This window comes from Puniceibacterium antarcticum, from assembly GCF_002760615.1.
GTDB lineage: Bacteria > Pseudomonadota > Alphaproteobacteria > Rhodobacterales > Rhodobacteraceae > Puniceibacterium > Puniceibacterium antarcticum.
Window position 1 is genome coordinate 102,865 of sequence record NZ_AWWI01000100.1, and the last position, 22,940, is coordinate 125,804.

A 22,940-nucleotide genomic window follows, 5' to 3' on the forward strand; every position below is an offset into this window, starting at 1 on the left:
CCACCGGTCCTTTGCCCGAGGTGTTGCGAGGCGTCGAAAGGGACAGGGGGCGCTGCCCCCGTCGTCGTGCCGACAACTCCCCCGGGATATTTTCGGGCAGATGAAACATGGGATCACCCTGCCCTTCCTCACTTTTTAAATAGGCCGCCCGGGGCGAGTTGGGCGTGCTGCGGCTCAGAGAAAGACGCGTTCGATGAACCAGTAACCCCCAACCAGCGCGATCCCGACGGAAACCGGGATCGCCACATAGGTGCGATAGGCTTCGAGGCGGTCCACATGTGTCGCGGCCAGAACGCAGAACACTGAAATCATCGCCAGTGGCCACAAAAACACCGGCGCGGGGGCGCCCATGACGGCAACAAAGCCCGCTCCGTCCAGCAACCAGCCAAGCACGACAAAGCATGCAGTAAGTAGTCCGTAAAACAGCTGCCCGGTGCGCGGGGGCGTCTCGTTTTCGTCCACGCGCAGGGCGACGAAAACGAGCAAAAAGGCCAGCGCGATCACCGTGAGCTGTCCCAGCTCTACGCCCAGGTTGAACCCGATCAGCGCCGGAACAAATTGCCCTGCCGGCAGGCCGAAGTCCCCCAGAACCGATGCAAAGCCCAACCCGTGCAACAGCCCGAAAAGAAAGACGACCAAAGGCCGCCAGCGGCTCAGCCCGTCTGACAGGATGTTCTCGATGGCGACAAAGACAATCGAGGCGGCGATCAGCGGCTCGACGATACTGCCCGGCACAGTGACCCAGCCCGCAGCCCCCAGCGCCAATGTCACCGTATGCGCCAGCGTAAAGGCCGACACCTGCCAGAGCAGCGGTGCGATATGGGTCGACAGAAAGAACAGGCCCAGCACAAACAGGATATGATCCAGCCCCTTGGGCAGGATGTGATCGAAACCGACGGGAATATACCCCAGAAAGGCCTCGCTCGCCGTATCCTGTCCCCCGCCGCTCAGCGCGATATCCCCGCTGGGCGTGCCGGTGTCGAGATAACCGGTATAAGGTGCCTCTACCGCCTGCTGGCGCAGGATCAGCGCGCCGTATTGTGCAGGCCAGGTGATCTGCAGGGCCTGCGCGCCGCTGGGCACTGTCCCCGTAAAGCTGCCAAAGCTGTCGCGCGGCAGATCGACGGAACCAACAGGATCGACGGAAACATTGCCCATCTCGAGCGCTACGGCTACCCCGTCTGCGGTTACGCGGATCGCATCGGCAATCTGCCGGGCATCCGCGCGCAGCCGGTCGGCAAAATCCTCTGGCGACATCGCGCGCAGCGTATCGACCTGTTCCGCCTGAGCGGTGTCGTTGGTATCTGCCACGCCCTGCAGATCGACACCGGCGACAATCGCCTCGGCATTGAAGGTGATGTCGAGCGTCAGGCTGCCCTCCTGCACCCTCAGGTCGCCGATGGCCGGGCGCACCTCATGTGCCGTTGCAAACGACCCGCCGCAGAAGACCCAGAACAGCATCACCCCCAGACCCGTAAAAAATGCGCGCAAGGCCCCGCCCCCTCATGTTCTGTGTCAACGCCGGCAATTGTGGCGCTAATCCCGGCCAACTCAAGAGCCACGCTGCAGAATTTCCGAAAATTTCCCGCGGAACACTCTCGCTTAGGCCACGCCCCGGTCTCGTGACATGAGGACTTTTGCGCCCTTTGCGACAGAGAGTGGGCTGCCCGCAGCCTGCAACGGAATACCCCCTGCGTTGCGCCGGACGCAGAACAGCCATGCCAAAATAATCCGCAGCCGCCCCTTTCAAATTGCGCAGAGCAATTACATTAGGGGGGTAATAATTACCGGACTAATGAAATGCCGCAGGATGCCAATGACTCCTCAACTGATCCGCTCCAGCCCGATTCACATCTTGCGCGGGAATTCGTTGCGGCGGCGGGACGGCTTCACAAGACGGTTTACAGCCGCTTTGATGCCGAAGCGAAGGCAAAGGGGCTGAGCTTCTCCCGCGCAAAGCTGTTGGCGCTGGTGTCCCGCTGTCCCGGGCGCACGCAGGCCAGCCTTGCCCGCGAGATGGAGGTCGAGGCGCCATCGCTGAAGCGGCTTGTCGATGGATTGGAGGAACAGGGATATGTCTATCGCTGCGCAGCTGACGGCGACAAGCGGGCAAACGGGATCTTCCTGACAGAAAAATCACAGAGCGAGGTCGGCGATCTGCTCAACTTTGCGGATCGCATCGCCAGCGAGGTCCTGAAGGGCTTTGCCCCCGAAGAGTTGACCCGTGCCATAAACGTCATGAATGCGGTGTCGGATCGGATGACGAAATGACGCCCCGCGCCACATCCTCTGGGCGGGTCGAAGACAGCACGCCCACACCGTCAGCTGAGGCGGCAGAACCCGCTGCAAAGGCCGAACAGGCCCCACCGGCGCCGCCGCCCTTTCCGCATTCGGTTCCGCGGGCGGCGGGCTATGTCGCTGCGGGCGTGCTGATCGGTCTGACCCAGGCACTGGCCTCGGGCGTGATCATCGGCAACCTGCAATTTGTGGCCGGGGAGATCGGCGCCACGCAGCTGCACGCCTCTCTGCTGGTCGCGGCCTTTTATGCGCCACGCGCCTCTCTTTCGCTGTTCCTGATCAAGCTGCGCACCCAGTTCGGCCTGCGCCCTTTTGCCGAATGCAGCGTTGCGATCTTTGCACTTGCCAGCCTGATCGGGCTTGCGACCCAGGATCTGCGGTCTGCCCTGCTGGTGCAGTTTCTCGCCGGCGTCGCATCTGCGCCTCTCACCTCACTCGGCTTTCTCTATGTGCTTGAAGGGCTGGCACCGAAATACAAGATGAACGTCGGCCTTTGCCTCGTGCTGACTGTGATGATGTCGGGTACCACTCTTGGACGCCTGATTGGACCGCTCCTGTCCGACATCGGCGTCGACCATGCCTTTGCCGTTCTGTCGCTGGGTCTGGCGCTGATCTGCGTGGCCCTTGTCATGCGGTTCCCGCTGACCTCGCAACCCCGGGTCAAGGTTATCTCCTGGGTCGATGTGGTCAGCTACAGCATGCTTGCCATCGGCTTCGGCGGCATTGCAGTGGTGTCGGTCTCGGGCGTCGGCTACTGGTGGCTGGAACATGACTGGCTCGGCTGGACGCTTGCGGCCTCGATCGGCTGCCTCGCGATCATGGTTGCGATCGAGCTGAACCGCGACTCCCCGCTGCTGGATCTGCGCTGGATCACCTCCCCCCCGGTGCTGCACTTCACCGGGGTGCTGCTGCTGTTCCGGCTCATCCTGTCGGAACAATCACTGGGCGGCGCGGGCCTGTTTCAGAAGATGGGGCTGGCCACCTCTCAGGTCGCGCCGCTCTATGGGCTGATGCTGCTCTCCAGCGTGCTGGGTGGCGCCGTCTGCGCTTTTATCATCAAACCCGACCGCGAAGGACCTATCCATCTTTTTGCGCTGGTCCTCATCGGCATGGGCGCATGGATGGACAGTCAGAGTTCGATCCTGACCCGCCCGGAACAGATGTTCCTGAGCCAGAGCCTGATCTCCTTTGCCAGTGGGCTGTTCCTGCCCCCGGCGCTGCTGGCGGGTCTGACCAGCGCTCTGAAAAAGGGGCCGAACTATCTGCTCTCCTTCATCATGATCTTCCTCACCACTCAATCGCTGGGAGGGTTGATGGGCGGTGCGCTGTTCAACACCGTCGTCAGCATCCGCCAGAAGATCCACCTTGGCTATCTGACAGACGGGCTGACAATCACCTCGCCTCAGGTTGCGGATCTGATCGGCAGGGGCACCGCCTATATGGCTGTGATCGAACCTGACCCGTCGCTGCGTGCCGCAGAGGCGCTGTCCCAGATCAGCCAGCAGATCGCGGTTCAGGCCTATGTGATGGCCTATGATGACGTCTTTGCGGTGATCGCCGGCATTGCGGCCCTGATGGCCGCCGCGCTGACGCTGCACCTGATTTACATGGCGGTCGCCTCCGCCCGCAACAAAAGCTCCGCGCCGGTCGCGGGATGACATTGGTGATACTATGAAAAAACTCGTCTCAGTTGTTCTCAGCCTCGCGATCGGCATCGCGGGTGTCGGTCTTGTCCTCTATGTCTGGCACTTGCCGCCCTTCACGGCCAGCGTCATGACAACCGAAAACGCCTATGTCCGCGGCAAGGTGGTGCAGATCGCACCGCTGGTCTCGGGCCGGATCATCGCCGTTACCGTGCAGGATTTCGAACAGGTCGAGGCCGGGCAGGTGCTGTTCCGCATCGACGACCGCCAATTGTCCCAGCGCGTCGCCCAGGCGCAAAGCGCGCTGGACGCTGCACAGGCCGACCTTGCAAATTCCCAGCAGGATCAGGCCACCGCGGAATCCGGGGTTGCCGCAGCCAAAGCCGGTCTTGCCTCGGCCAAGGCAGGCCTTGCCGCGGCACAATCGGGCTGGGACCGCGAACAGGCCCTCAAGGGCCGTGGCGTCATCTCTCAGGCCGATGCAGATCAAAGTCGGCTGACCCTTGATCAGGCCCGCGCCGTGGTCAGTCAGGCCGAAGCCCAGATCCAGGTGGCCGAGCAGAAGGTGAAATCGGTGGTCGTCGCCCGCACCGGCCTTCAGGCGCAGGTCGCAAGCGCTCAGGCCGCGCTGGAACTGGCCCAGATCGACCTTGATTATGCCACCATTCGCGCTCCGGAATCCGGGCGTGTCGGACAAGTCGGCGGGCGCATCGGGCAATATGCGACGGCGGGCACCAGCCTTGCCGCCTTGGTGGAATCCAACGTCTGGGTCATCGCCAACTTCAAGGAAACACAGATGTCGGGCATGAGCGTCGGACAGACAGCCTCCTTTGCCGTCGATGCGTTGCAGGGTGCGGTTTTTACGGGAACGGTCATGGGTTTTTCACCAGCCACCACATCGGAATTTTCGGTCCTCGGCTCGGCTGCGGCGGCCGGCAATTTCACCAAGATCGCACAGCGCCTGCCGGTCCGGATCGCGTTGACACCCGGCCAGACAGGCAGCGCAGCTCTCGCCCCTGGCATGTCGGTGGTGGCCCGCGTCGACACGCGCCAGCCCGCCAATGCCTATGCCGCAAACGAGCAGGCCAATTGATGGGCGCAGCCCTGCGCCCCCCTCATCCCGCAGCCTGCGGGGCAACAACGTAGATATCACCGATACGGAAATGGGGGATAAGCTGATCTGCGTGGCGGTCAGGAACGAAACTGGCCGCCACGTAAAAAATTGCCAGAGGTCAGGAAACGCGACTGGCCGACTCATCACTACACAAGAACCAATTTGCCAGAAACACTGAGGGCGTGGATATGGCCATCTTGTGTCAGCTCCAACTGGACCTCTTCGCCAAGCTGCAGCCGCTCACAAGGATCACACATCTTATCATCCATCAACGCGGCCGTGCTGGAGTGCAAATACCCATTCAGAGAACATGCGTTTTCCACTGCGGCAACGGAAAGAGTTTGTCGTAGGCCCAGTTAAACCCAAAAGCATAGACCATGTAGAACAGGGAAAATGACACATCCATCACGAAGGCCTGCCAGAGCGAGACGCCAAGATACCAGGCGATGAAAGGCATCAGCACCATCAGCAGGGTAAGTTCGAACAGAACGGCATGCAGCATCCGCGCAAGGCCGGTTTTTTCCGTGGTGCCCGTATAGCGCTGCAAGCCCAGATCAAAGAAGTAATTGTAAATAAGGTTCCACACCGTGGCGAGCGTGGAACTGACCACGCCGACAACACCAATATCGTGCAACGGCATTTGGAAAACCACGGCCCCCATTGGAATGATTAGGAAAAGAGCGATGATTTCAAAGCTCAGGGCGTGGCGAACACGATCAGGAAAGGAGCGCATGGCAACCTCAAATTAGGCGCCGGGTCGTCCCGGCAACTGTCCATCAGGAGAGGTCGTCCTCATTCCGTTCTACATGCCATGCACGCAACGGGTCTTCAAGGTTTACGAGATGACACCACGACGAAAGGACAAGGCGGCTCGGCGCAAGACTTCCTGCATCAAAAGCTGCGCCTCATCCATGCCTTGTATAAGGCTCTGTAAATATTTCAGAATTAACGCACGTGGGCACGCTCAAGAGGCGCGCAACCGGAAGCGAAATCACAAACTGCAAACCGTTTCTCACGCCGCGTTCATGATGGCCCAGAAATTCTATTCTTCGCAATGATTTCAAAGTGGTGCGGGTGAAGGGACTCGAACCCCCACGCCATAGGCGCCAGAACCTAAATCTGGTGCGTCTACCAATTCCGCCACACCCGCACGCAACACAGGGCCTCTCGACCCGCGTCCGACGTTCTCTAGCAAAGCTTGAAACCGGATGCGAGAGGAATTTCGCGCCCCCCACCCCATAGCGACGCTGCGTGATCTGTGCAGGGCATCTTCGGCGCCGCAACAGTGCTTGTCATAGGTATACTCAGCCCTGCAGTTCTTGCAGCACCCTTGGCAGAATATCCGGCAGATCCTCGGCGATCAGACCTGGGCCAAAGCGGCGGGCGCATTCCACATGCAGCCAGGCGGCAGCCTCCACCATCTCCATCAGCGCCCCAGCGCCCTGTGGCGCGGCAAGCCCGGCAATCAGGCCCGCCAGCACATCACCCGCGCCCGCCGTGGCAAGCCAGGGCGCAGAGCGCCCATAGGCTGCGGCATGAAGTGACGCCGCCCCGTCGGGTGCTGCAATCACCGTATCCGCCCCCTTCAGCAGCATAATACAGCCTGCCCGCTCCGCTGCCTGCCGCACCACTTCGACCTTGGAACGTTCCATCCGCACCGCCGCCCCCAGATCCGGAAACAACCGGGCAAATTCGCCCTCATGCGGGGTCAGCACAACCCTCGGATGGCAGGCAGCAAACAGCGCCTCGGGCGCATCGGCGAAACTGCTCAGCGCATCAGCGTCCAGCACCGTGATCGTATCGCGCCGCGCCAGCACGGCCAGAACCATATCCCGGGTGCGCACAGACACGCCCATTCCGGGGCCAAGGCAAAAGCCGCTCACACGCGTGTCCGCACGCTCGCCCAGTTCCTCGGGTCCGCGGATCGCCTGCAGCATGATTGCATTCAGCTGACAGGCGTTTTCCTGCAGCGCGGCAGGCGGGCAAAGCAGCGTGACCAGCCCCGCTCCGGCCCGCAATGCGGCGCGCGCTGCAAGCCGGCCGGCACCGCCGCGTCCAACACCGCCGGCAAAGACCATGACATGTCCATGGTTGAACTTGTGTCCACCGCCCCGCGCCTTGCTGATCAGGCCCAGCGGCCAGTCCGACCTCGGGTCTGGGCGGTCAACCAGCCGGACAACCTCGGGATCACGCACAGCCCCCAAAGGCACGGGCAGGCCGATGTCAGCCACCCGCAGCGCCCCGCACAGATCCGGCCCACGTCCCAGATAATGCCCGGGCTTGGCCCTGTGAAAGGTCACAGTCAGATCTGCGCGGCTCTCGGCCTCCTCACCCGCCATTTGCGGCACAGTGCCGGTGTCAAGGTTCAGTCCAGACGGACAATCCACCGCCACCCGGCGCACCGCCCCCTCTTGCTGCCAACGCTCCGCGCAGAGCACCTGCGCGACGACGCCGGGCAAGGGACGTGTCAGCCCGATACCGAACACCGCATCAACGATCAGATCGGGCTGCGAGCCGGACAGGATTGCCTCAGCGTCCCACGGCTTGACGGGCCCAAGAGAGGCCCAGAGGTCGTGATTGCGCCGCGCATCCCCGGGCAACCTACCCGCATCGCCAAACAGCCAGACATGCACCGCCCAGCCCCGCGCCTGCAACAGTCGCGCGATGACAAACCCATCTCCGCCATTGTTGCCCGGCCCGCACAGCACAAGGGCACGCTGACCCTCTGCCCCGAAGTCCGGCCATTCCGCCAGAACCGCGTCGACAACGCCACGCCCGGCGCGCTCCATCAGCGCAACACCACTCACCGTGCCGCGATCAATCGCATCCCGCTCCAGCGCGCGCATCTGCGCAGATGTCAGTAGCATATTCATCCCGGCCCTCCTTTTGCGTCGCAGACCCATCCCCGCGCCCTGCCCCAACGCTATCTGCGTGCAGGGCAGATGACCACCTGCCGGGCAGAAATTCAGAGACACTTGCGGCGACATTCCCCGTCCCGCACTGCCGATCCTGCCTGCACAAGGACTCAGCAATCACCGCCGCCTGCTGCAGGAGGTCACAGACCCCCCCTCATTGACAAATTCGTTGCAAAACACCGCCCTGCGGGCACAGAGTGATGCGCGCAAACAGCGATTTCAAAACGACCTATTTTTGAACATGTCGCGTAAAATTTCATCTTTTAACTCGAATTGCATTGCGCTCACCCGCGCAAGCACGATCAATCCGGTTGTGACAGAAGACCCAAGGTGGTCTGAGCGTCATCCAACGGATTTGCGAGGAGACGGGCGATGAAAAAGATCGAAGCGATCATTAAGCCTTTCAAGCTGGACGAGGTCAAGGAAGCCCTGCAAGAAGCGGGCATCCAGGGGCTGAGCGTGATCGAGGTCAAGGGTTTCGGCCGTCAGAAGGGCCATACCGAACTTTATCGCGGCGCCGAATATGTCGTGGACTTCCTGCCCAAGGTCAAAATCGAGGTTGTTCTTGATGATGATCAGGTCGATGGCGCCATAGAGGCGATCATCGCAGCGGCGAAGACCGACAAGATCGGCGACGGCAAGATCTTTGTCACAACCGTCGAACAGGCGATCCGCATCCGTACCGGCGAATCCGGTTCGGACGCGCTGTAAACAACACCAGACTTTACCAAGACAGAAAGGGACCCAGGGAATGAGCATAGAAGCAGTTCTCAAGCTTATGAAGGACGAGGAAGTCGCCTATGTCGACATCCGCTTCACCGACCCGCGCGGCAAACTTCAGCACGTGACCCTGTGCGAAGATCAGGTCGACGCAGATTTCCTCGAAGAAGGCTTCATGTTCGACGGCTCGTCGATCGCGGGCTGGAAATCGATCGAAGCCTCCGACATGAAGCTGATTCCGGACACCGAAAGCGTCTATATCGACCCCTTCTATGCGGAAAAGACCATGTGCATTCATTGCACCGTGGTTGAACCCGACACGCTGGAAAAATACGACCGCGACCCGCGCGGCACCGCGATCAAGGCCGAGGCTTACCTGAAGTCGACTGGCATTGGTGACGTCTCCTACTGGGGCCCCGAGGCCGAGTTCTTCCTGTTCGACGACGTGCGTTATTCCAACACAATCAACAAGGTGTCCTACGAAGTGGACGCACTTGACGCATCCTGGAACACCGACACATCCTACGAAATGGGCAACACCGGCCACCGTCCCGGTCTCAAGGGCGGCTATTTCCCGGTCAACCCGATTGATGACGCGCAGGACATCCGCGGCGAAATGCTCTCGACCATGAAACGCATGGGCATGAAGGTCGACAAGCACCACCACGAAGTGGCCTCCTGCCAGCACGAACTTGGCCTGATCTTCGGCACGCTGACCACCCAGGCGGATGAAATCCAGAAATACAAGTACGTGATCCACAACGTCGCGCAAGCCTACGGTAAATCGGCAACCTTCATGCCGAAACCGATCTATGGCGACAACGGCTCGGGCATGCACTGCAACATGTCGATCTGGAAGGACGGCAAGCCACTCTTCGCAGGTGACAAATATGCAGACCTGTCGCAGGAAGCCCTGTGGTACATCGGCGGCATTCTGTTCCACGCAAAATCGCTGAACGCCTTCACCAACCCCGGCACCAACAGCTACAAGCGCCTGATCCCCGGTTTCGAAGCCCCCGTTCTGCGCGCTTATTCCGCCCGCAACCGCTCGGGTTGCGTCCGCATCCCGTGGACCGACTCGCCCAAGGCAAAGCGCGTCGAAGCACGCTTCCCCGATCCCTCGGCAAACCCGTATCTGTGCTTCTCGGCACTCCTGATGGCCGGCCTTGACGGCATCAAGAACAAGATCGATCCGGGCGAAGCCATGGACAAGAACCTCTATGACCTGCCGCCCGAAGAACTGGCCGGCATCCCCACGGTCTGCGGTTCGCTGCGCGAAGCCCTGGATGAGCTGCAGGCTGATCACGACTACCTGCTCGCAGGCGACGTGTTCACCAAAAGCCAGATCGAAGGTTACATCGAACTCAAGACCGAAGAACTGCACAAGTACGAGCACACACCCCACCCGGTGGAATTCGGCATGTACTACAGCTGCTGATCCCTCTGGGAACACGGCACAGCTTGGGCGTCCCTTCGGGGGCGCCTTTTTTGTCTGTCCCGCCCTGCGGCACGCAAGAAATCACGCAGAGGTGACGGGAACGACCCCGAATTGGATCAAATGCGCACGGTTGCAACCTTTTCGGCGCGGGCATATCCCGCTACCGTCTGCCCTGCCCGCAGTCAGGAGACACAGATGCGCCCTATACTCTCGATCCTCTTTGCCACCTGCATGGCCGTGCCGCTGCTCGCGACCCCGGTCCTGGCCGCACAATGCGGAAACGCCGCCGCGGGATTTGCCGCCTGGAAGACATCGTTCGCCCGCGAAGCACAGGCCGCAGGTGTCGGCCCGCGCGGATTGCAGGCCTTGGCCGACGCGAGCTATGCCCAAGGCACGATCAATGCCGACCGCAATCAGAAAAGCTTCAAATATTCCTTCGACAAGTTCATGCAGGTGCGCGGGGCCGACACGATTGTCGCCCAAGGACGCAAGCGCAAGGCGCGCAATCCGGCGTTCTACACCTCACTGGAACAGCGTTTCGGTGTTCCCGCAGGCATCCTGCTCGCCATTCATGGGATGGAGACCGGATTTGGTGGCTTCATGGGCGACAGCCCAGTGGTCTCCGCCATCAGCACACTGGCCTATGACTGCCGCCGCACGGATTTCTTTGTGCCCCATGCCATCGGCGCGCTGAAACTGGTGGATCGCGGCTCGATCACCCCCGCAACGCGCGGCGCGAAACATGGCGAACTCGGGCACACCCAGTTCCTGCCCGGCAATGCGCTTTCCTTTGGTGTCGACGGCAATGGCGACGGCACGGTGGATTTCTATAACGAAACAGACGCACTTGCCTCGACCGCCAATTATCTGCGGCAAAAGGGCTGGCGCCCCGGTGCCGGCTATCTCGAAGGGCAGCCGAACTTTCAGGTGATCCAGCAATGGAACGCAGCCGGCGTCTATCAAAAGGCAATCGCAGTGATGGCCTCGCGCATCGACGGCTAAAGCTATATAGGTTCCGGCGCCCCAAAATAGCGCCGGAACCGCAACCTGGAACGATCCAAATTCTGGCTCAGCCTGACCCAAGCGCATGACTTTTCGCCATCGGCCAAAGGCCGAATATGGCTCTACGCCGAAACCCTGTCGCCTTCACTCACCACTGATCGCAGCACAACATAGGTATGGATCGAAAACACCACTGCCCGGCTGACCGGCAGCCGCAGCAGGCATTGCCGTTCAGAGCGGAAATAGGGCGCCACCTCTGCCGCATTGCTCGGGCGCGGGACGCGCGGCCCGGGTTTGTGCAGCGTCGGATCACTGTCCCAAAGCCGGTTGAACCGCCAGATCGGCCGCCCCACCTGCAATCCGTGAAACAGCCGCTGCACCCGTTTGGCGATATCCGCATCATAAGACGGCACTGGATCATGGATCGCCACCATCGGATGATTGAACTTTTCCGCCAGCCGCCAGCCCGACGGAAAACACAAGATCGCCCCGGCCAGCACATGGACATCGTCGCGCGGTAGCATCAGACACAGATCCTCCTGCACCAGATGCCCCAGCGTGATCAGCGGATTTGAATGGTCCAGCGCCACCCGCACCCCATCTGGCCGCGTCACTTCCCCGCCATCCTGCACGAACCCCTCGGGCAGCGCCGCCAGCACCGTGTCCAGCAATTCTTCCGCCGCCGCCCGCGCGCTTTCGTCCAGCGCATGCACCGCCGCCGCATCCTTTTCGATCAGCCGCGCGCGTTCCGCCATCTGCGCGGCATAAGCATCATCAACCAACAACCAGTCACCCTCCAGCGGGCGCACCCCGGGCAAGGCCCGCTCCTGGCGGGCATCATAAGGCAGTTGGGATTGCAGAATCATGTGTTCAAAATAGCCAAAGGCGCGCCCCCCGGAAAGAGCCGCGCCTTCAGTTTCACACACCGCACAAGACGATTGCCCTCACACGGGCAGATCAGGTCACAGACCCATGCAGTTCGCGTAATAGGTCACGGTTGCCGGCCAGTCACTGAACACGCCCGCCACCTTGGCCTCGGTGTGCAGCGCGTCCAGCACGGTGAAATAATCGCCATCACTGTCGACCAGCTCATTGACCGTCTGGAAATACCACCCGCCCCCGTTGTTCAGCGGACCGGACCGTTCCAGCGACCAGGCGATCAGCTTCAGCCCCGCCTCGTTCGCGGCATCCGCATAGGGCGACGCAACCATCTTGCCATCCTTCACCGTCAGCATCATCCAGAGCGGCGGCGCAAGGTAGTTCACGCCCATATCCGCCAGTTCCTGCATCGTCGGCTTGAAGGTCGCGGGATCCATCGGATCAATCGGGCCCTCATCCTCGTCCGAGGCTTCATAACGGTCATCCAGATACACCGACTGCTCGCCAAAGTCCGGCGCATGCGCAATCCAGTATGTGATGTCGGACAGATCAAAGGACTGCATCCACACGTCCGCCGCGGGCACACCGGCAGCCTCAAAACTGTCGACCAACTTCTGCGCATACATCTCCTGCGTGAAACCTTCGAACGGCATCTCGACAGAGGCATTCTTCAACTCGGGCGTGAATTTTCCGCCCATGTCCCCGATCAGCGTGATCGACTCCGCCAGTGTCATCAGATGCGCAGGCTGCTCGGCATAGAGCGTGGTGCGAAAATCCGCATTGCCCCCCTGAAATGCCTCGGCACTCGTTGCCGTCTTGTCGGACGAATCCATCTTGGGCGTCAGGGATTTGAACTCTGCAAGCGTCAGCTCAGAGGTGCGGCACTCCGCCGTGGCAGCCGCATCGCCATTTGCCGGTGTAAAAGGCGTCACGCAGGTTCCGGCCAGATCGCTGACCAGAATATTGGTGGTCGTCGCCAGATCGTTCTGGGCGTGACGGCAAACCAGCTCCTTGTCCTTGGTAAAGGTCACATCGCATTCCACGATGCCCGCCCCCATATGCGCTGCTGCGGTATAGGACTCGGCGGTATGCTCGGGGAACATCAGCGGCGCGCCCCGGTGACCGATGGAAAAGTCGCTGCGCTCGGGCGTCTGGCCACGGCAGGACATCAGCTTGTCCTTCAGCGCGCCCTCCTCCAGCTTGTCAATCAGGTAAAACGGCCGCACCCCATAGCTCAGCCCCACATCCTGCGCCTTTGCGGGCAACGCCGCCGAGAACGCCAGCAGCGCCCCACATCCGAGAACGCTCAATCTGCGCATGGTCTTCTCCCAAAGTTAGCTCTCTGCGGGGGCTACACTGCCGCATCACACGCAATGATGACAGTCCCGCGACACTTCCCTGACACAGATCCCCGGATCAGCCGCCCGGTTTCATCTGCCCCTAAATATCCCGGGGGAGTCGCCCAAACGGGCGACGGGGGCAGCGCCCCCATCCTCCCTTTCGATCCACCGCAACACTCAAGACGTCCCGCCTTTCACGTGCCTCACGTGTTCGCTGCCTGTCGGCTGCGCCTCCAACCCAAAAAACGATGAGTGTGTTTCAGCTTAAAGGCGGGACACTATAGGCCACGCAACCACCCTCACTCCAGGGCGCGCCGTTTCTTTTCCTGAACAAGCTTGTCGGCAAGATCCTTGGCAATCGCGAACGCGCCCTGAATCTTGTCCTTGTCGCGGCTCCAGTCCCGGCGCACGACGATCTTGTTGTCCTTGACCTTGGCCAGACCATTTTCGCCCTGAATGAACTCCACCAACCCCTGCGGAGAGGCGAACTTGTCATTGTGAAACTGCACCGTCGCGCCTTTTGGCCCGGCGTCCAGTTTGGCAATCCCGGCGCGTTTGCACATCGCCTTGATCCGCACCACCAGCAACAGGGTGTTCACCTCGCGCGGCAGCTTGCCGAAACGGTCGATCAGCTCGGCGGCAAAGCCCTCCAGCTCGACCTTGGTGGTCAGGGCCGACAGGCGGCGATACAGACCCAGCCGCACATCCAGATCCGGCACATATTCCTCGGGGATCAGCACCGGCACGCCAAGGTTGATGTTGGGCGCCCACTGGCCGTCTTCCTCGCTCAGCCCTTCCATCTCACCCGACCGGATCTTGGCAATCGCCTCTTCCAGCATCGACTGGTACAACTCATAGCCCACATCGCGCATCTGGCCCGACTGTTCCTCGCCCAGCAGGTTGCCCGCCCCGCGAATGTCCAGATCCTGCGACGCCAGCGTAAAGCCGGCCCCCAGGGTATCGAGCGAGCCCAGCACCCGCAGACGCTTTTGCGCTGTGGCGGTCAGCTTGGCACGCGGCTTGGTGGTGAGATACGCATAGGCGCGGGTTTTGGACCGCCCCACACGCCCGCGGATCTGATAGAGTTGCGACAGGCCGAACATATCCGCACGGTGAATGACCATTGTGTTCGCGGTCGGAATATCCAGCCCCGATTCCACGATGGTTGTCGCCAGCAGCACATCGAACTTGCCGTCATAAAACGCGTTCATCCGGTCATCCAGCTCACCCGCCGCCATCTGGCCATGGGCAATGACATAGGACAGTTCGGGTAGCTGTTCCTTCAGGAACGCCTCGATCTCGGGCAGGTCCGCAATCCGGGGCACCACATAGAACGACTGCCCGCCACGATAGCGTTCTCGCAGCAGCGCCTCGCGGATGGTCACGGTGTCGAACTCGCTCACATAGGTGCGGATCGCCAGACGGTCGACCGGCGGTGTTCCGATGATCGACAGATCGCGCACCCCGGTCAGGCTCAACTGCAAGGTGCGCGGGATCGGCGTCGCCGTCAGGGTCAGCACATGGATATCCGTGCGCAGCGCCTTCAGCCGTTCCTTGTGTCCCACCCCAAAATGCTGCTCTTCGTCGATGATCAGCAGGCCAAGGTTCTGGAACCGCACGCCTTTTGCCAGCAGCGCATGAGTGCCGACAACAATATCGACCGTGCCCTTGGCCATGCCCTCCCGCGTCTCCGCCGCATCTTTGGCGGAGACGAACCGCGATAGCGGCCGCACCTCCAGCGGAAAGCCCCGGAACCTCTCGGCAAAGCTCTTGTAATGCTGCCGCGCCAGCAGCGTCGTCGGCGCAATCACCGCGACCTGCACACCCGACATGGCGGCGACAAAGGCCGCGCGCATCGCCACCTCGGTCTTGCCGAAACCCACATCGCCGCAGATCAGCCGGTCCATGGGCTGGCCGGACTGCATATCGGCCATCACATCCTCGATGGCGCTCAGCTGATCATCCGTCTCGGTATAGGGGAATCGCGCGGCAAAGGACTCCCAGGCACCCGGTGGCGGGTCCATGATCGGCGCGCGGCGCAACGCGCGTTCGGCAGCAATCCGGATCAGCTTGTCCGCCATCTCGCGGATGCGTTCCTTGAGCTTGGCCTTCTTGGACTGCCACGCACCGCCGCCCAGCTTGTCAAGCAAGCCCTCCTCGTGACCATAGCGGCTCAGCAGCTCGATATTCTCGACCGGCAGATAAAGCCTTGATCCTTCGGCATATTCCAGCAGCAGGCACTCATGTGCCGCCCCCAGCGCCTGAATGACCTCCATCCCCTGATAGCGCCCGATGCCGTGGTCCACATGCACCACAAGGTCACCGGGCGACAGGCTTTGCGTCTCGGTCAGGAAATTCTCGGCCTTGCGGCGTTTCTTGGGCGATCGGATCAGCCGGTCACCCAGCACGTCCTGTTCCGAGATGACCGTGATATGCGATTTATCACCATAGGGCGCCTCAAACCCCGCCTCCAGCGCCCAGACCGCCAGATGCAGCCCACGCTTGCCGATCCGTGTACCGTTCGGGATCGGGATCGCCTCGGCCAGTCCCTCATCCTCGATCAGCCCGGTCAGACGTTCCCGCGCGCCTTCGGAATAGGACGCGATCAGCACCGGCCCCTCCTGCAGCTTGGCTTTGATATGCGCCACCAAAGCGCCGAACAGGCTGATGCTTTCCTGCTGCCGCTCTGGGGCAAAGCTGCGCCCGATACGCCCGCCGCCATCCACCACACCGGGGCCATTGGCCTGCGCCAGCGGATGCATCTGCAGCACGCGCCGCTTCCCCAGCGCCGCCTCCCAGGCCGTATCGTCCAGATACAGCAAGTGGGGCGGTGCAGGTTTATAAACCGAATCCATCCGGTTCTTCTGCTGCATGGCCAGACGACGGGTTTCGTACTGATCGGCAATCGTGTCCCAGCGCGCCAGCCGCGTCGGGGTCACCTGATCATCCATCAGCACCGGGGCGTCGGGCAGATAATCGAACAAAGTCTCAAGCCGCTCGTGAAAGAACGCCAGCCAGTGTTCGATGCCCTGATGCTTGCGCCCGGCACTCACCGCTTCATACAGCGGATCATCGGTGCCCGCCGCGCCGAATTCGATGCGATAATTCTGGCGGAACCGGGTGATTGCCGCCTCGTCCAGAATGACCTCGGACACCGGGGCCAGCTCGACAATCTCCATCTTTTCCGTGGTGCGCTGGGTGGCCGGGTCAAACCGGCGCGCGCCGTCCAGCACATCACCGAACAGGTCCAGCCGCACCGGACCACCGTCGCCCGGCGGAAAAATGTCGATGATCCCGCCGCGCACCGCATAGTCGCCGGGTTCCAGCACCGTCGGCGCTTGGCTAAAGCCCATGCGGACAAGGAAATTGCGCAAGGCGGCTTCGTCCACACGCTCGCCCACCATGGCGGTAAAGGCCGCCTCGCGCAGAACCTCGCGCGCCGGAATACGCTGGCTTGCCGCGTTCAGCGTGGTGAGTAGCACAAACTGCCCCGGCATCCCATGCACCAGCCCCGCCAGCGTCGCCATGCGCGTCGCGGAAATATCCGCATTGGGTGACACCCGGTCATAGGGAAGGCAATCCCATCCCGGAAAGCTGATCACCGGCATCTCCGGCGCCCAGAAGGCCAGCGCATCGCGCATCTGCGCCATCCGCTTGTCGTCGCGTGCGATATGCACAACCGGGCCGCCCGCGCGGGACAGCTCTTGCAGAATCAGACGGGCGTCAAAGCCTTCGGGTGCGCCGCCAAGGACGAGAGGTTTGAGATGAGCCATAAGGCGATCAAATGGCGCGGAACGCGTCCCTCGTCAACCAAGGAACCCCGCCGAGAGGTTGGAATACATCCCCCAAAGCGAGGTGACAAACAGCGACAGCAGACCAATCGCCTGTGTGACATAGCGCAGATGCGTCAGCCGCTTGCACAGCAGTGCCCCAGCCGCAGCCTCACTGCGGATGCGATGGGCCGTGCGCAGCGACAGTATCCAGACCAGCACCAGCGGAAATCCCAGAAAAAACAGCGCCTGCGCCAGCTCGATCCAATAGACAAACGCCAAAAGCCCCAGACCGGCCAGAAGGAAACAGCCAAAGGCCATCAGCCACAACCCCGACTCCTCGACTGTGCGCAGCGACCGCTCAATGTGGATGCGCGCAAGATGCTCAAGATCCGCCTCGGCCTGACCGCCCAGATGGCGGGCCCGCGTGACCATGTCAAACGGCACCCCCAGCACCCAGTGGCTGACCGAAGACCAGACGGCGGCAAGCGCGATCCAGAACCAGAGGCTCGAAAACGACTGCATGTCGATCACTTCAAAGACCATGAGAGGACAGTCCTAATCCAGCCGAATCCGTCCCACCGGGGGCCACGACCAAAGTCGACCATGGCCGATTTGCACAACGCAACCCTTGAGATACCTCTCATTCCATGCCACCCAACAAGGGCGTTTACAAGGACCTGTCAGATGAAACCCACACTTGCCCCCTTTCCCGCCACCCGTCTGCGCCGCACCCGCCGCACCCCCGGCCTGCGCGACCTCGTGCGCGAAACCACCCTAACCCCCGGCGATTTCATCTGGCCGGTCTTCGTGCGCGACGGTGAGGGCATAGAAGAACCCGTGGCATCGATGCCCGGCGTGATGCGCCGTTCGGTCGACAAGGTCGTCGAGGCGGCAGTCGAGGCGCATGCCCTTGGCATCCCGGCGATCTGCCTCTTTCCCTATACAGACCCCTCCAAACGCACCGAAGACTGCGCCGAGGCGTGGAACCCCAATAACCTCTCCAACACCGCAACCCGCGCGATCAAGGCCGCCGTGCCCGATATCGCCGTGATGACCGATGTGGCGCTCGACCCCTACAGCGACACGGGCCACGACGGATTTATCGAAAACGGCGAGATCGTGAATGACCGCACGGTCGAAGCGCTGGTGAAACAGGCGATGAGCCAGGCCGAGGCCGGCGCCGACATCATCGGCCCCTCGGACATGATGGACGGGCGCATCGGCGCCATGCGCACGGCCTTGGAGCAGGGCGGTTTTCGCAACGTCCTGCTGCTCAGTTACGCGGCGAAATACGCCTCGGCTTTCTACGGCCCGTTCCGCGATGCGGTGGGTGCCTCGGGTGCGCTCAAGGGCGACAAGAAGACCTACCAGATGGATCCCGCCAATTCGGATGAGGCGATGCGCCTGATCGAACGCGACCTGAGCGAAGGCGCGGACATGATCATGGTCAAGCCGGGCATGCCCTATCTCGACATCTGCCGCCGCGCCAAGGACATGTTCGGCGCGCCCACCTTCGCCTATCAGGTGTCCGGCGAATACGCGATGCTGGCGGGTGCAGCGCAGAACGGCTGGATCGACGGTGACCGCTCCATGCTGGAATCGCTCATGGCCTTCAAGCGCGCGGGATGTGACGGCGTGCTGACCTATTTCGCGCCCGCGGCCGCAAAACTGCTCAACGGCTAGCGGTCAGACGCCGATCCGGGGCCAAGGATGGTGACAGCACGGCCCCGAGGCGGTATAAACTGCGACAATCGGCAGGACGGCCGGATCAGAGGCATTGGCAACATAGAAATGAGCGCCCCCATGACAGTTTTCTCCCGACGCGGCTTCACCCTTGCGCTAGGCGCCACCGGCCTTCTGGCCGCCTGCAACAACGGTGTTGGCAGCAACGGTGCCGCCACAATCGACGCCCGCGTTGATGCCACGCTGCAGCAGCTTTACAGCCAGTACCCCAACACCCGCCAGCTGGAAAGCAAGTCTACCGGCACTCTGGTGATGCCACTGGTGACCGAGGTCGGTCTTGGCTTTGGCGGCGCATACGGGCGCGGCGCGCTGCGGGTCGGGGGGGTGACTGTCGATTACTATTCAACCACAAAGGCAAGCGCCGGCCTGCAGATCGGCGCGCAGCAATATGCGCATGTGCTGTTCTTCATGACCGAGGGCGCGCTGATGGACTTCCGCCGCTCGCCTGGCTGGGCCGCCAGCGCAAATGTCGAATATGCGACCCCCGAGCGCGGCGAAACCCTCGCGGCCGAGACGACGACCTCGCTCTCGCCGGTTATTGCGATCATCTTTGGCCAGTCGGGCCTGCGCGTCGGCGCCACACTGGACGGCGTGAAATACAGCCGCATCATCCCCTGATCCGCAATCTGTGATCCAGCGGCGCGCCTAGCGGCGCACAGAATGGCTCATTTCAGGGGCGCTGCCCCTCTTGAGCCCCTCGGGGGGCTCAATTCACCCTGGGATATTTAGGGACAGGTGAAACACAAGGGGCCGCCCCGCCTCACCTGTCTTAAAATATCCCGGGGGTGTGAATGGCGGGGGGGCCAGCCAGAGGCGGTCAGTGGTAGCGGAACTCTCCCACCACATTGCGCCATTCCCCGGCTGAGATCATCTTGCGATGGGTGAAGCGGACCGAGTGTAACGGTCCCTCGATGCTGTCCTGCCAGAATTCGATGAATCCGAAGAGCTTCTTGTGATCCGGCGCCAGATCGTAATCCTGCCAGATGTAGCTGTTCAGCACGTTCTTGTAGTCGGGCATGCGATAGTAGAGTTCCGCCGTGGTCAGCCCGTAGCCCCGCAGCATCAGTTCGGTTTCGCTTTGCATCCTCGCGCTCCTTGTGATCCCAAATTGCCGTGTGGGAATCATGCCAAGCAGAAATTTACTTTTCAATAAAAACAGCATGTTAGCACAGAGGCCCCTTGGCTGCCAGAATTGACCTGTCGCGGGCATTGCGCCCCTTATCCTGCGTCTGATATAGAAGGCCCAACAATATATAGAAAAATGACGGACAGGTAGATCACGTGAGCGATACGCCGGAACCCCCTGATAATTCAGATGAAAATCGCCCGGAGCGCGCAGTGCACTCGGGCCCCACGATTTCCATCACGGATGAAATGAAGACAAGTTACCTCGATTACGCGATGAGCGTGATCGTGAGCCGCGCGATCCCCGATCTGCGCGACGGGCTAAAACCTGTGCACCGGCGCATCCTTTATGCGATGTCCGAAACCAACAACAGCCATGACAAGCCCTATCGCAAATCGGCCCGCCCGGTGGGTGACGTGATGGGGAAATATCACCCCCATGGCGACAGCGCGATTTATGACGCGCTGGTGCGGATGGCACAGGATTTCTCCATGTCGCTGCCGCTGCTGGATGGTCAGGGCAACTTCGGCTCCATGGACGGCGACAATGCCGCCGCCATGCGTTACACCGAAGTGCGCATGGATAAGCCTGCCGCTTTCCTTCTGGCCGATATCGACAAGGACACCGTCGATTTCCAGGACAATTATGATGGCAAGGACCGCGAACCCACCGTCCTGCCCGCGCGCTTTCCGAACATGCTGGTCAATGGCGCAGGCGGCATCGCTGTCGGCATGGCCACCAACATCCCGCCGCACAACCTGGGCGAAGTGGTGGATGCCTGCCTTGCGCTGATCGAAGATCCTGATCTGACCTCCGAACAGCTTATCGAATATGTCCCCGGCCCCGATTTTCCGACCGGCGGGCTGATGCTGGGCCGCTCGGGCGCGCGCAAGGCGTACCTTGAGGGCCGTGGCAGCGTCATCATCCGCGCCAAGACCCGGGTCGAAGAGATTCGGCGCGACCGCTGGGCGATCATCATCGAAGAGATCCCTTATCAGGTGAACAAGGCAACGATGATCGAACGCATCGCCGAAACCGCCCGTGACAAGAGGATCGACGGCATCGCCCATGTTCAGGACGAATCCGACCGTGACGGCGTGCGCGTTGTCATCGAACTCAAACGCGACGCCACGGCCGAGGTCGTGCTGAACCAGCTGTTCCGCTTCACGCCGATGCAGACCTACTTTGGCTGCAACATGCTGGCGCTGAACGGTGGCCGTCCCGAACAGCTGACCCTGCGCGGCTTTCTGACTGCATTTGTCGACTTCCGCGAAGATGTCGTGGCACGTCGCACCGCCTATCTGCTGCGCAAGGCGCGCGAACGCAGCCACATCCTATGTGGTCTGGCCGTCGCCGTCAGCAATGTGGACGAAGTCGTCGCCACCATCCGCGCCTCCATGGATGCGTCAGAGGCGCGCGTAAAGCTGATGGAACGCCGCTGGCCCGCGGGGGAAATCCTGCCCTTCATCAAGCTGATCGATGATCCGACCCACCCGGCCAACCCGGACGGCACCTACAACCTGTCGGAAATTCAGGCCCGCTCCATTCTGGAACTGCGCCTGCAGCGTCTGACCCAGCTGGGTGTCAAGGAAGTCACCGACGAACTTGAAGACCTTGCCACCAAGATCAAGGAATACCTGGAGATTCTGGGCAGCCGTGACCGCATCATGGGCATCATCTCGGACGAACTGCGCGAAGTGCGCGACTTGTTCGCCGTGCCGCGCCGCACCCAGATCCTCGACTGGTCCGGCGACATGGAAGACGAAGACCTGATCGAGAGCGCCGATATGGTCGTGACCGTGACACAGTCCGGTTACATCAAACGCACGCCGCTGGTTGATTTCCGCAGCCAGAAGCGCGGCGGCAAGGGTGTGTCGGGTGGTGGGCTGAAAGAGGATGACGTGGTCACCACGCTGTTCGTCGCCAACACCCACACCCAGCTGTTGTTCTTCACAACGGCCGGTATGGTCTACAAGCTCAAGACCTGGCGCCTGCCTGCGGGCGGTCGCACCTCCAAGGGCAAGGCGATTGTCAACATCCTGCCTATTCCAACGGGTGTGTCGATTGCCGCCATCATGCCGGTGGACCGGGATGAAAAAGACTGGGACGATCTGCAGATCATCTTCTCGACCTCTGCCGGGGATGTCCGCCGCAATGCGCTGTCGGATTTCACCAATGTCATGCGCAACGGCAAGATCGCGATGGAACTGCCCGACGGTGTCAGCCTGGTGAATGCCCGCATTGCGTCCGAAGAGGACGATGTGATGCTGTTCACCGATTCGGGCCGCGCCATCCGGTTCCGCACCACCGATGTGCGGGTCTTCAAGGGCCGCAAATCCACGGGTGTGCGGGGCATCCGCCTGACGGGTACGGACAAGGTCGTGTCCATGTCGATCATCCGCCAATTCATCGCCGATCCGCAGGAACGTGCCGCATACCTCAAGATGCGCCGCGCCATGGCGGGTCTGGCCGATGATGCCGAAAACGAAGATGACGACGATGTTGCCCCCGGCGCCATCACCCAGGAACGCTATGCCGAAATGTCCGCCGCCGAAAACCTGATCCTGACCATCACGGCACAGGGTTCGGGCAAGCTCAGCTCCTCACATGATTATCCGTTGCGCGGACGCGGAGGCATGGGTGTCATGGCCATGGACAAGGCGATGCGCGGCGGTGAACTGGTCGCCTCTTTCCCGGTCACGCTGGACGATCAGATCATGCTGGCAACCTCCAAGGGTCAGTCGATCCGCGTCCCGGTCGAAGGCATCTCGTTCCGCTCGCGCAGTGCGGGTGGGGTCAAGGTCTTCAACACTGGCAAGGGCGAAACCGTTGTTTCTGTCGCCTGGATCGCTGATCAGGGTGAAGAAGAGGGCGAAGACGATCAGCCCGCAGCCGAAGAATAAGATACCGGATTGCCCGGCGGTGTTTCGACGCCACCGGGCAATCCGA

17 protein-coding genes and 1 tRNA gene are annotated in these 22,940 nt (G+C 61.6%); 9 read left to right on the forward strand and 9 right to left on the reverse strand.

Translation table 11 applies throughout. The features are described from left to right. Positions 1-174: 174 nt before the first annotated feature. The gene (locus P775_RS14150) at positions 175-1,491 is read right to left on the reverse strand and encodes a HupE/UreJ family protein (RefSeq protein ID WP_245875699.1); all 1,317 of its coding nucleotides are present in this window, start codon (positions 1,489-1,491) and stop codon (positions 175-177) included. A gap of 309 nt (positions 1,492-1,800) precedes the next feature. Between P775_RS14150 and P775_RS14155 the strand changes: the two genes are divergently transcribed. From P775_RS14155 to P775_RS14165, 3 genes are read left to right on the forward strand one after another with little or no spacing between them, the layout of a single operon-like run. Continuing rightward, complete coding sequence (locus P775_RS14155; protein WP_099911590.1) at positions 1,801-2,271, forward strand: MarR family winged helix-turn-helix transcriptional regulator; 471 nt, start codon at positions 1,801-1,803, stop codon at positions 2,269-2,271. After that, positions 2,268-3,956 carry an MFS transporter gene (locus P775_RS14160; protein ID WP_099911591.1) on the forward strand — a complete coding sequence of 563 codons (1,689 nt, stop codon included), beginning with the start codon at positions 2,268-2,270 and terminating at the stop codon, positions 3,954-3,956. The genes P775_RS14155 and P775_RS14160 overlap by 4 nt, the downstream gene beginning before the upstream one ends. A 13-nt stretch (positions 3,957-3,969) precedes the next feature. Next, complete coding sequence (locus P775_RS14165; RefSeq protein ID WP_099911592.1) at positions 3,970-5,034, forward strand: HlyD family secretion protein; 1,065 nt, start codon at positions 3,970-3,972, stop codon at positions 5,032-5,034. Between the two features lie 322 nt (positions 5,035-5,356). Here the strand turns inward: P775_RS14165 and P775_RS14170 are convergent, their stop codons facing one another. The 3 genes from P775_RS14170 to P775_RS14180 form a co-directional block, all read right to left on the reverse strand. Continuing rightward, positions 5,357-5,788, reverse strand: coding sequence for a PACE efflux transporter (locus tag P775_RS14170; RefSeq protein WP_099911593.1), 432 nt, complete (start codon positions 5,786-5,788; stop codon positions 5,357-5,359). Between the two features lie 333 nt (positions 5,789-6,121). Beyond that, positions 6,122-6,205: transfer RNA gene (locus P775_RS14175), tRNA-Leu, on the reverse strand. Positions 6,206-6,359: 154 nt separating this feature from the next. After that, positions 6,360-7,928 carry an NAD(P)H-hydrate dehydratase gene (locus P775_RS14180; RefSeq protein WP_099911594.1) on the reverse strand — a complete coding sequence of 523 codons (1,569 nt, stop codon included), beginning with the start codon at positions 7,926-7,928 and terminating at the stop codon, positions 6,360-6,362. Between the two features lie 414 nt (positions 7,929-8,342). Between P775_RS14180 and P775_RS14185 the strand changes: the two genes are divergently transcribed. The 3 genes from P775_RS14185 (at position 8,343) to P775_RS14195 (ending at position 11,130) form a co-directional block, all read left to right on the forward strand. Beyond that, positions 8,343-8,681 (forward strand): P-II family nitrogen regulator, encoded by a 339-nt coding sequence (locus tag P775_RS14185; protein ID WP_099911595.1) that lies wholly within the window; start codon positions 8,343-8,345, stop codon positions 8,679-8,681. 40 nt (positions 8,682-8,721) lie between these two features. After that, complete coding sequence (gene glnA, locus P775_RS14190) at positions 8,722-10,128, forward strand: type I glutamate--ammonia ligase (RefSeq protein WP_099911596.1); 1,407 nt, start codon at positions 8,722-8,724, stop codon at positions 10,126-10,128. A gap of 231 nt (positions 10,129-10,359) precedes the next feature. After that, on the forward strand, positions 10,360-11,130 hold the full coding sequence (locus P775_RS14195; protein WP_425439912.1) for a lytic murein transglycosylase: 771 nt from the start codon (positions 10,360-10,362) through the stop codon (positions 11,128-11,130). Between the two features lie 122 nt (positions 11,131-11,252). On the opposite strand, the gene P775_RS14200 is transcribed toward P775_RS14195, so the two are convergent. From P775_RS14200 to P775_RS14215, 4 genes are all read right to left on the reverse strand, one after another. Further along, positions 11,253-11,939 (reverse strand): heme-dependent oxidative N-demethylase family protein, encoded by a 687-nt coding sequence (locus P775_RS14200; protein WP_342749652.1) that lies wholly within the window; start codon positions 11,937-11,939, stop codon positions 11,253-11,255. 153 nt (positions 11,940-12,092) lie between these two features. Beyond that, a complete protein-coding gene (locus P775_RS14205) occupies positions 12,093-13,328 on the reverse strand; it encodes a glycerophosphodiester phosphodiesterase family protein (protein WP_099911598.1) in 1,236 nt (411 codons plus the stop codon). Between the two features lie 320 nt (positions 13,329-13,648). Beyond that, positions 13,649-17,122, reverse strand: coding sequence for a transcription-repair coupling factor (mfd, locus tag P775_RS14210; protein WP_099911599.1), 3,474 nt, complete (start codon positions 17,120-17,122; stop codon positions 13,649-13,651). A gap of 33 nt (positions 17,123-17,155) precedes the next feature. After that, positions 17,156-17,665 carry a component of SufBCD complex gene (locus tag P775_RS14215; protein WP_099911600.1) on the reverse strand — a complete coding sequence of 170 codons (510 nt, stop codon included), beginning with the start codon at positions 17,663-17,665 and terminating at the stop codon, positions 17,156-17,158. A 141-nt stretch (positions 17,666-17,806) separates the two neighbouring features. Here P775_RS14215 and hemB point away from each other — a divergent pair, with 141 nt between their 5' ends. Together hemB and P775_RS14225 are read left to right on the forward strand one after the other, a co-directional pair. Then, a complete protein-coding gene (hemB, locus tag P775_RS14220) occupies positions 17,807-18,805 on the forward strand; it encodes a porphobilinogen synthase (RefSeq protein ID WP_099911601.1) in 999 nt (332 codons plus the stop codon). Between the two features lie 120 nt (positions 18,806-18,925). Further along, the gene (locus P775_RS14225; protein WP_099911679.1) at positions 18,926-19,483 is read left to right on the forward strand and encodes a lipid-binding SYLF domain-containing protein; all 558 of its coding nucleotides are present in this window, start codon (positions 18,926-18,928) and stop codon (positions 19,481-19,483) included. A 199-nt stretch (positions 19,484-19,682) separates the two neighbouring features. On the opposite strand, the gene P775_RS14230 is transcribed toward P775_RS14225, so the two are convergent. Beyond that, positions 19,683-19,949 carry an usg protein gene (locus tag P775_RS14230; RefSeq protein WP_099911602.1) on the reverse strand — a complete coding sequence of 89 codons (267 nt, stop codon included), beginning with the start codon at positions 19,947-19,949 and terminating at the stop codon, positions 19,683-19,685. 197 nt (positions 19,950-20,146) lie between these two features. On the opposite strand from P775_RS14230, the gene gyrA reads away from it, so the two are divergent. After that, entirely contained in the window at positions 20,147-22,894 is a 2,748-nt protein-coding gene (gene gyrA, locus P775_RS14235) for a DNA gyrase subunit A (protein WP_099911603.1), read from the forward strand. Positions 22,895-22,940 lie beyond the last annotated feature (46 nt).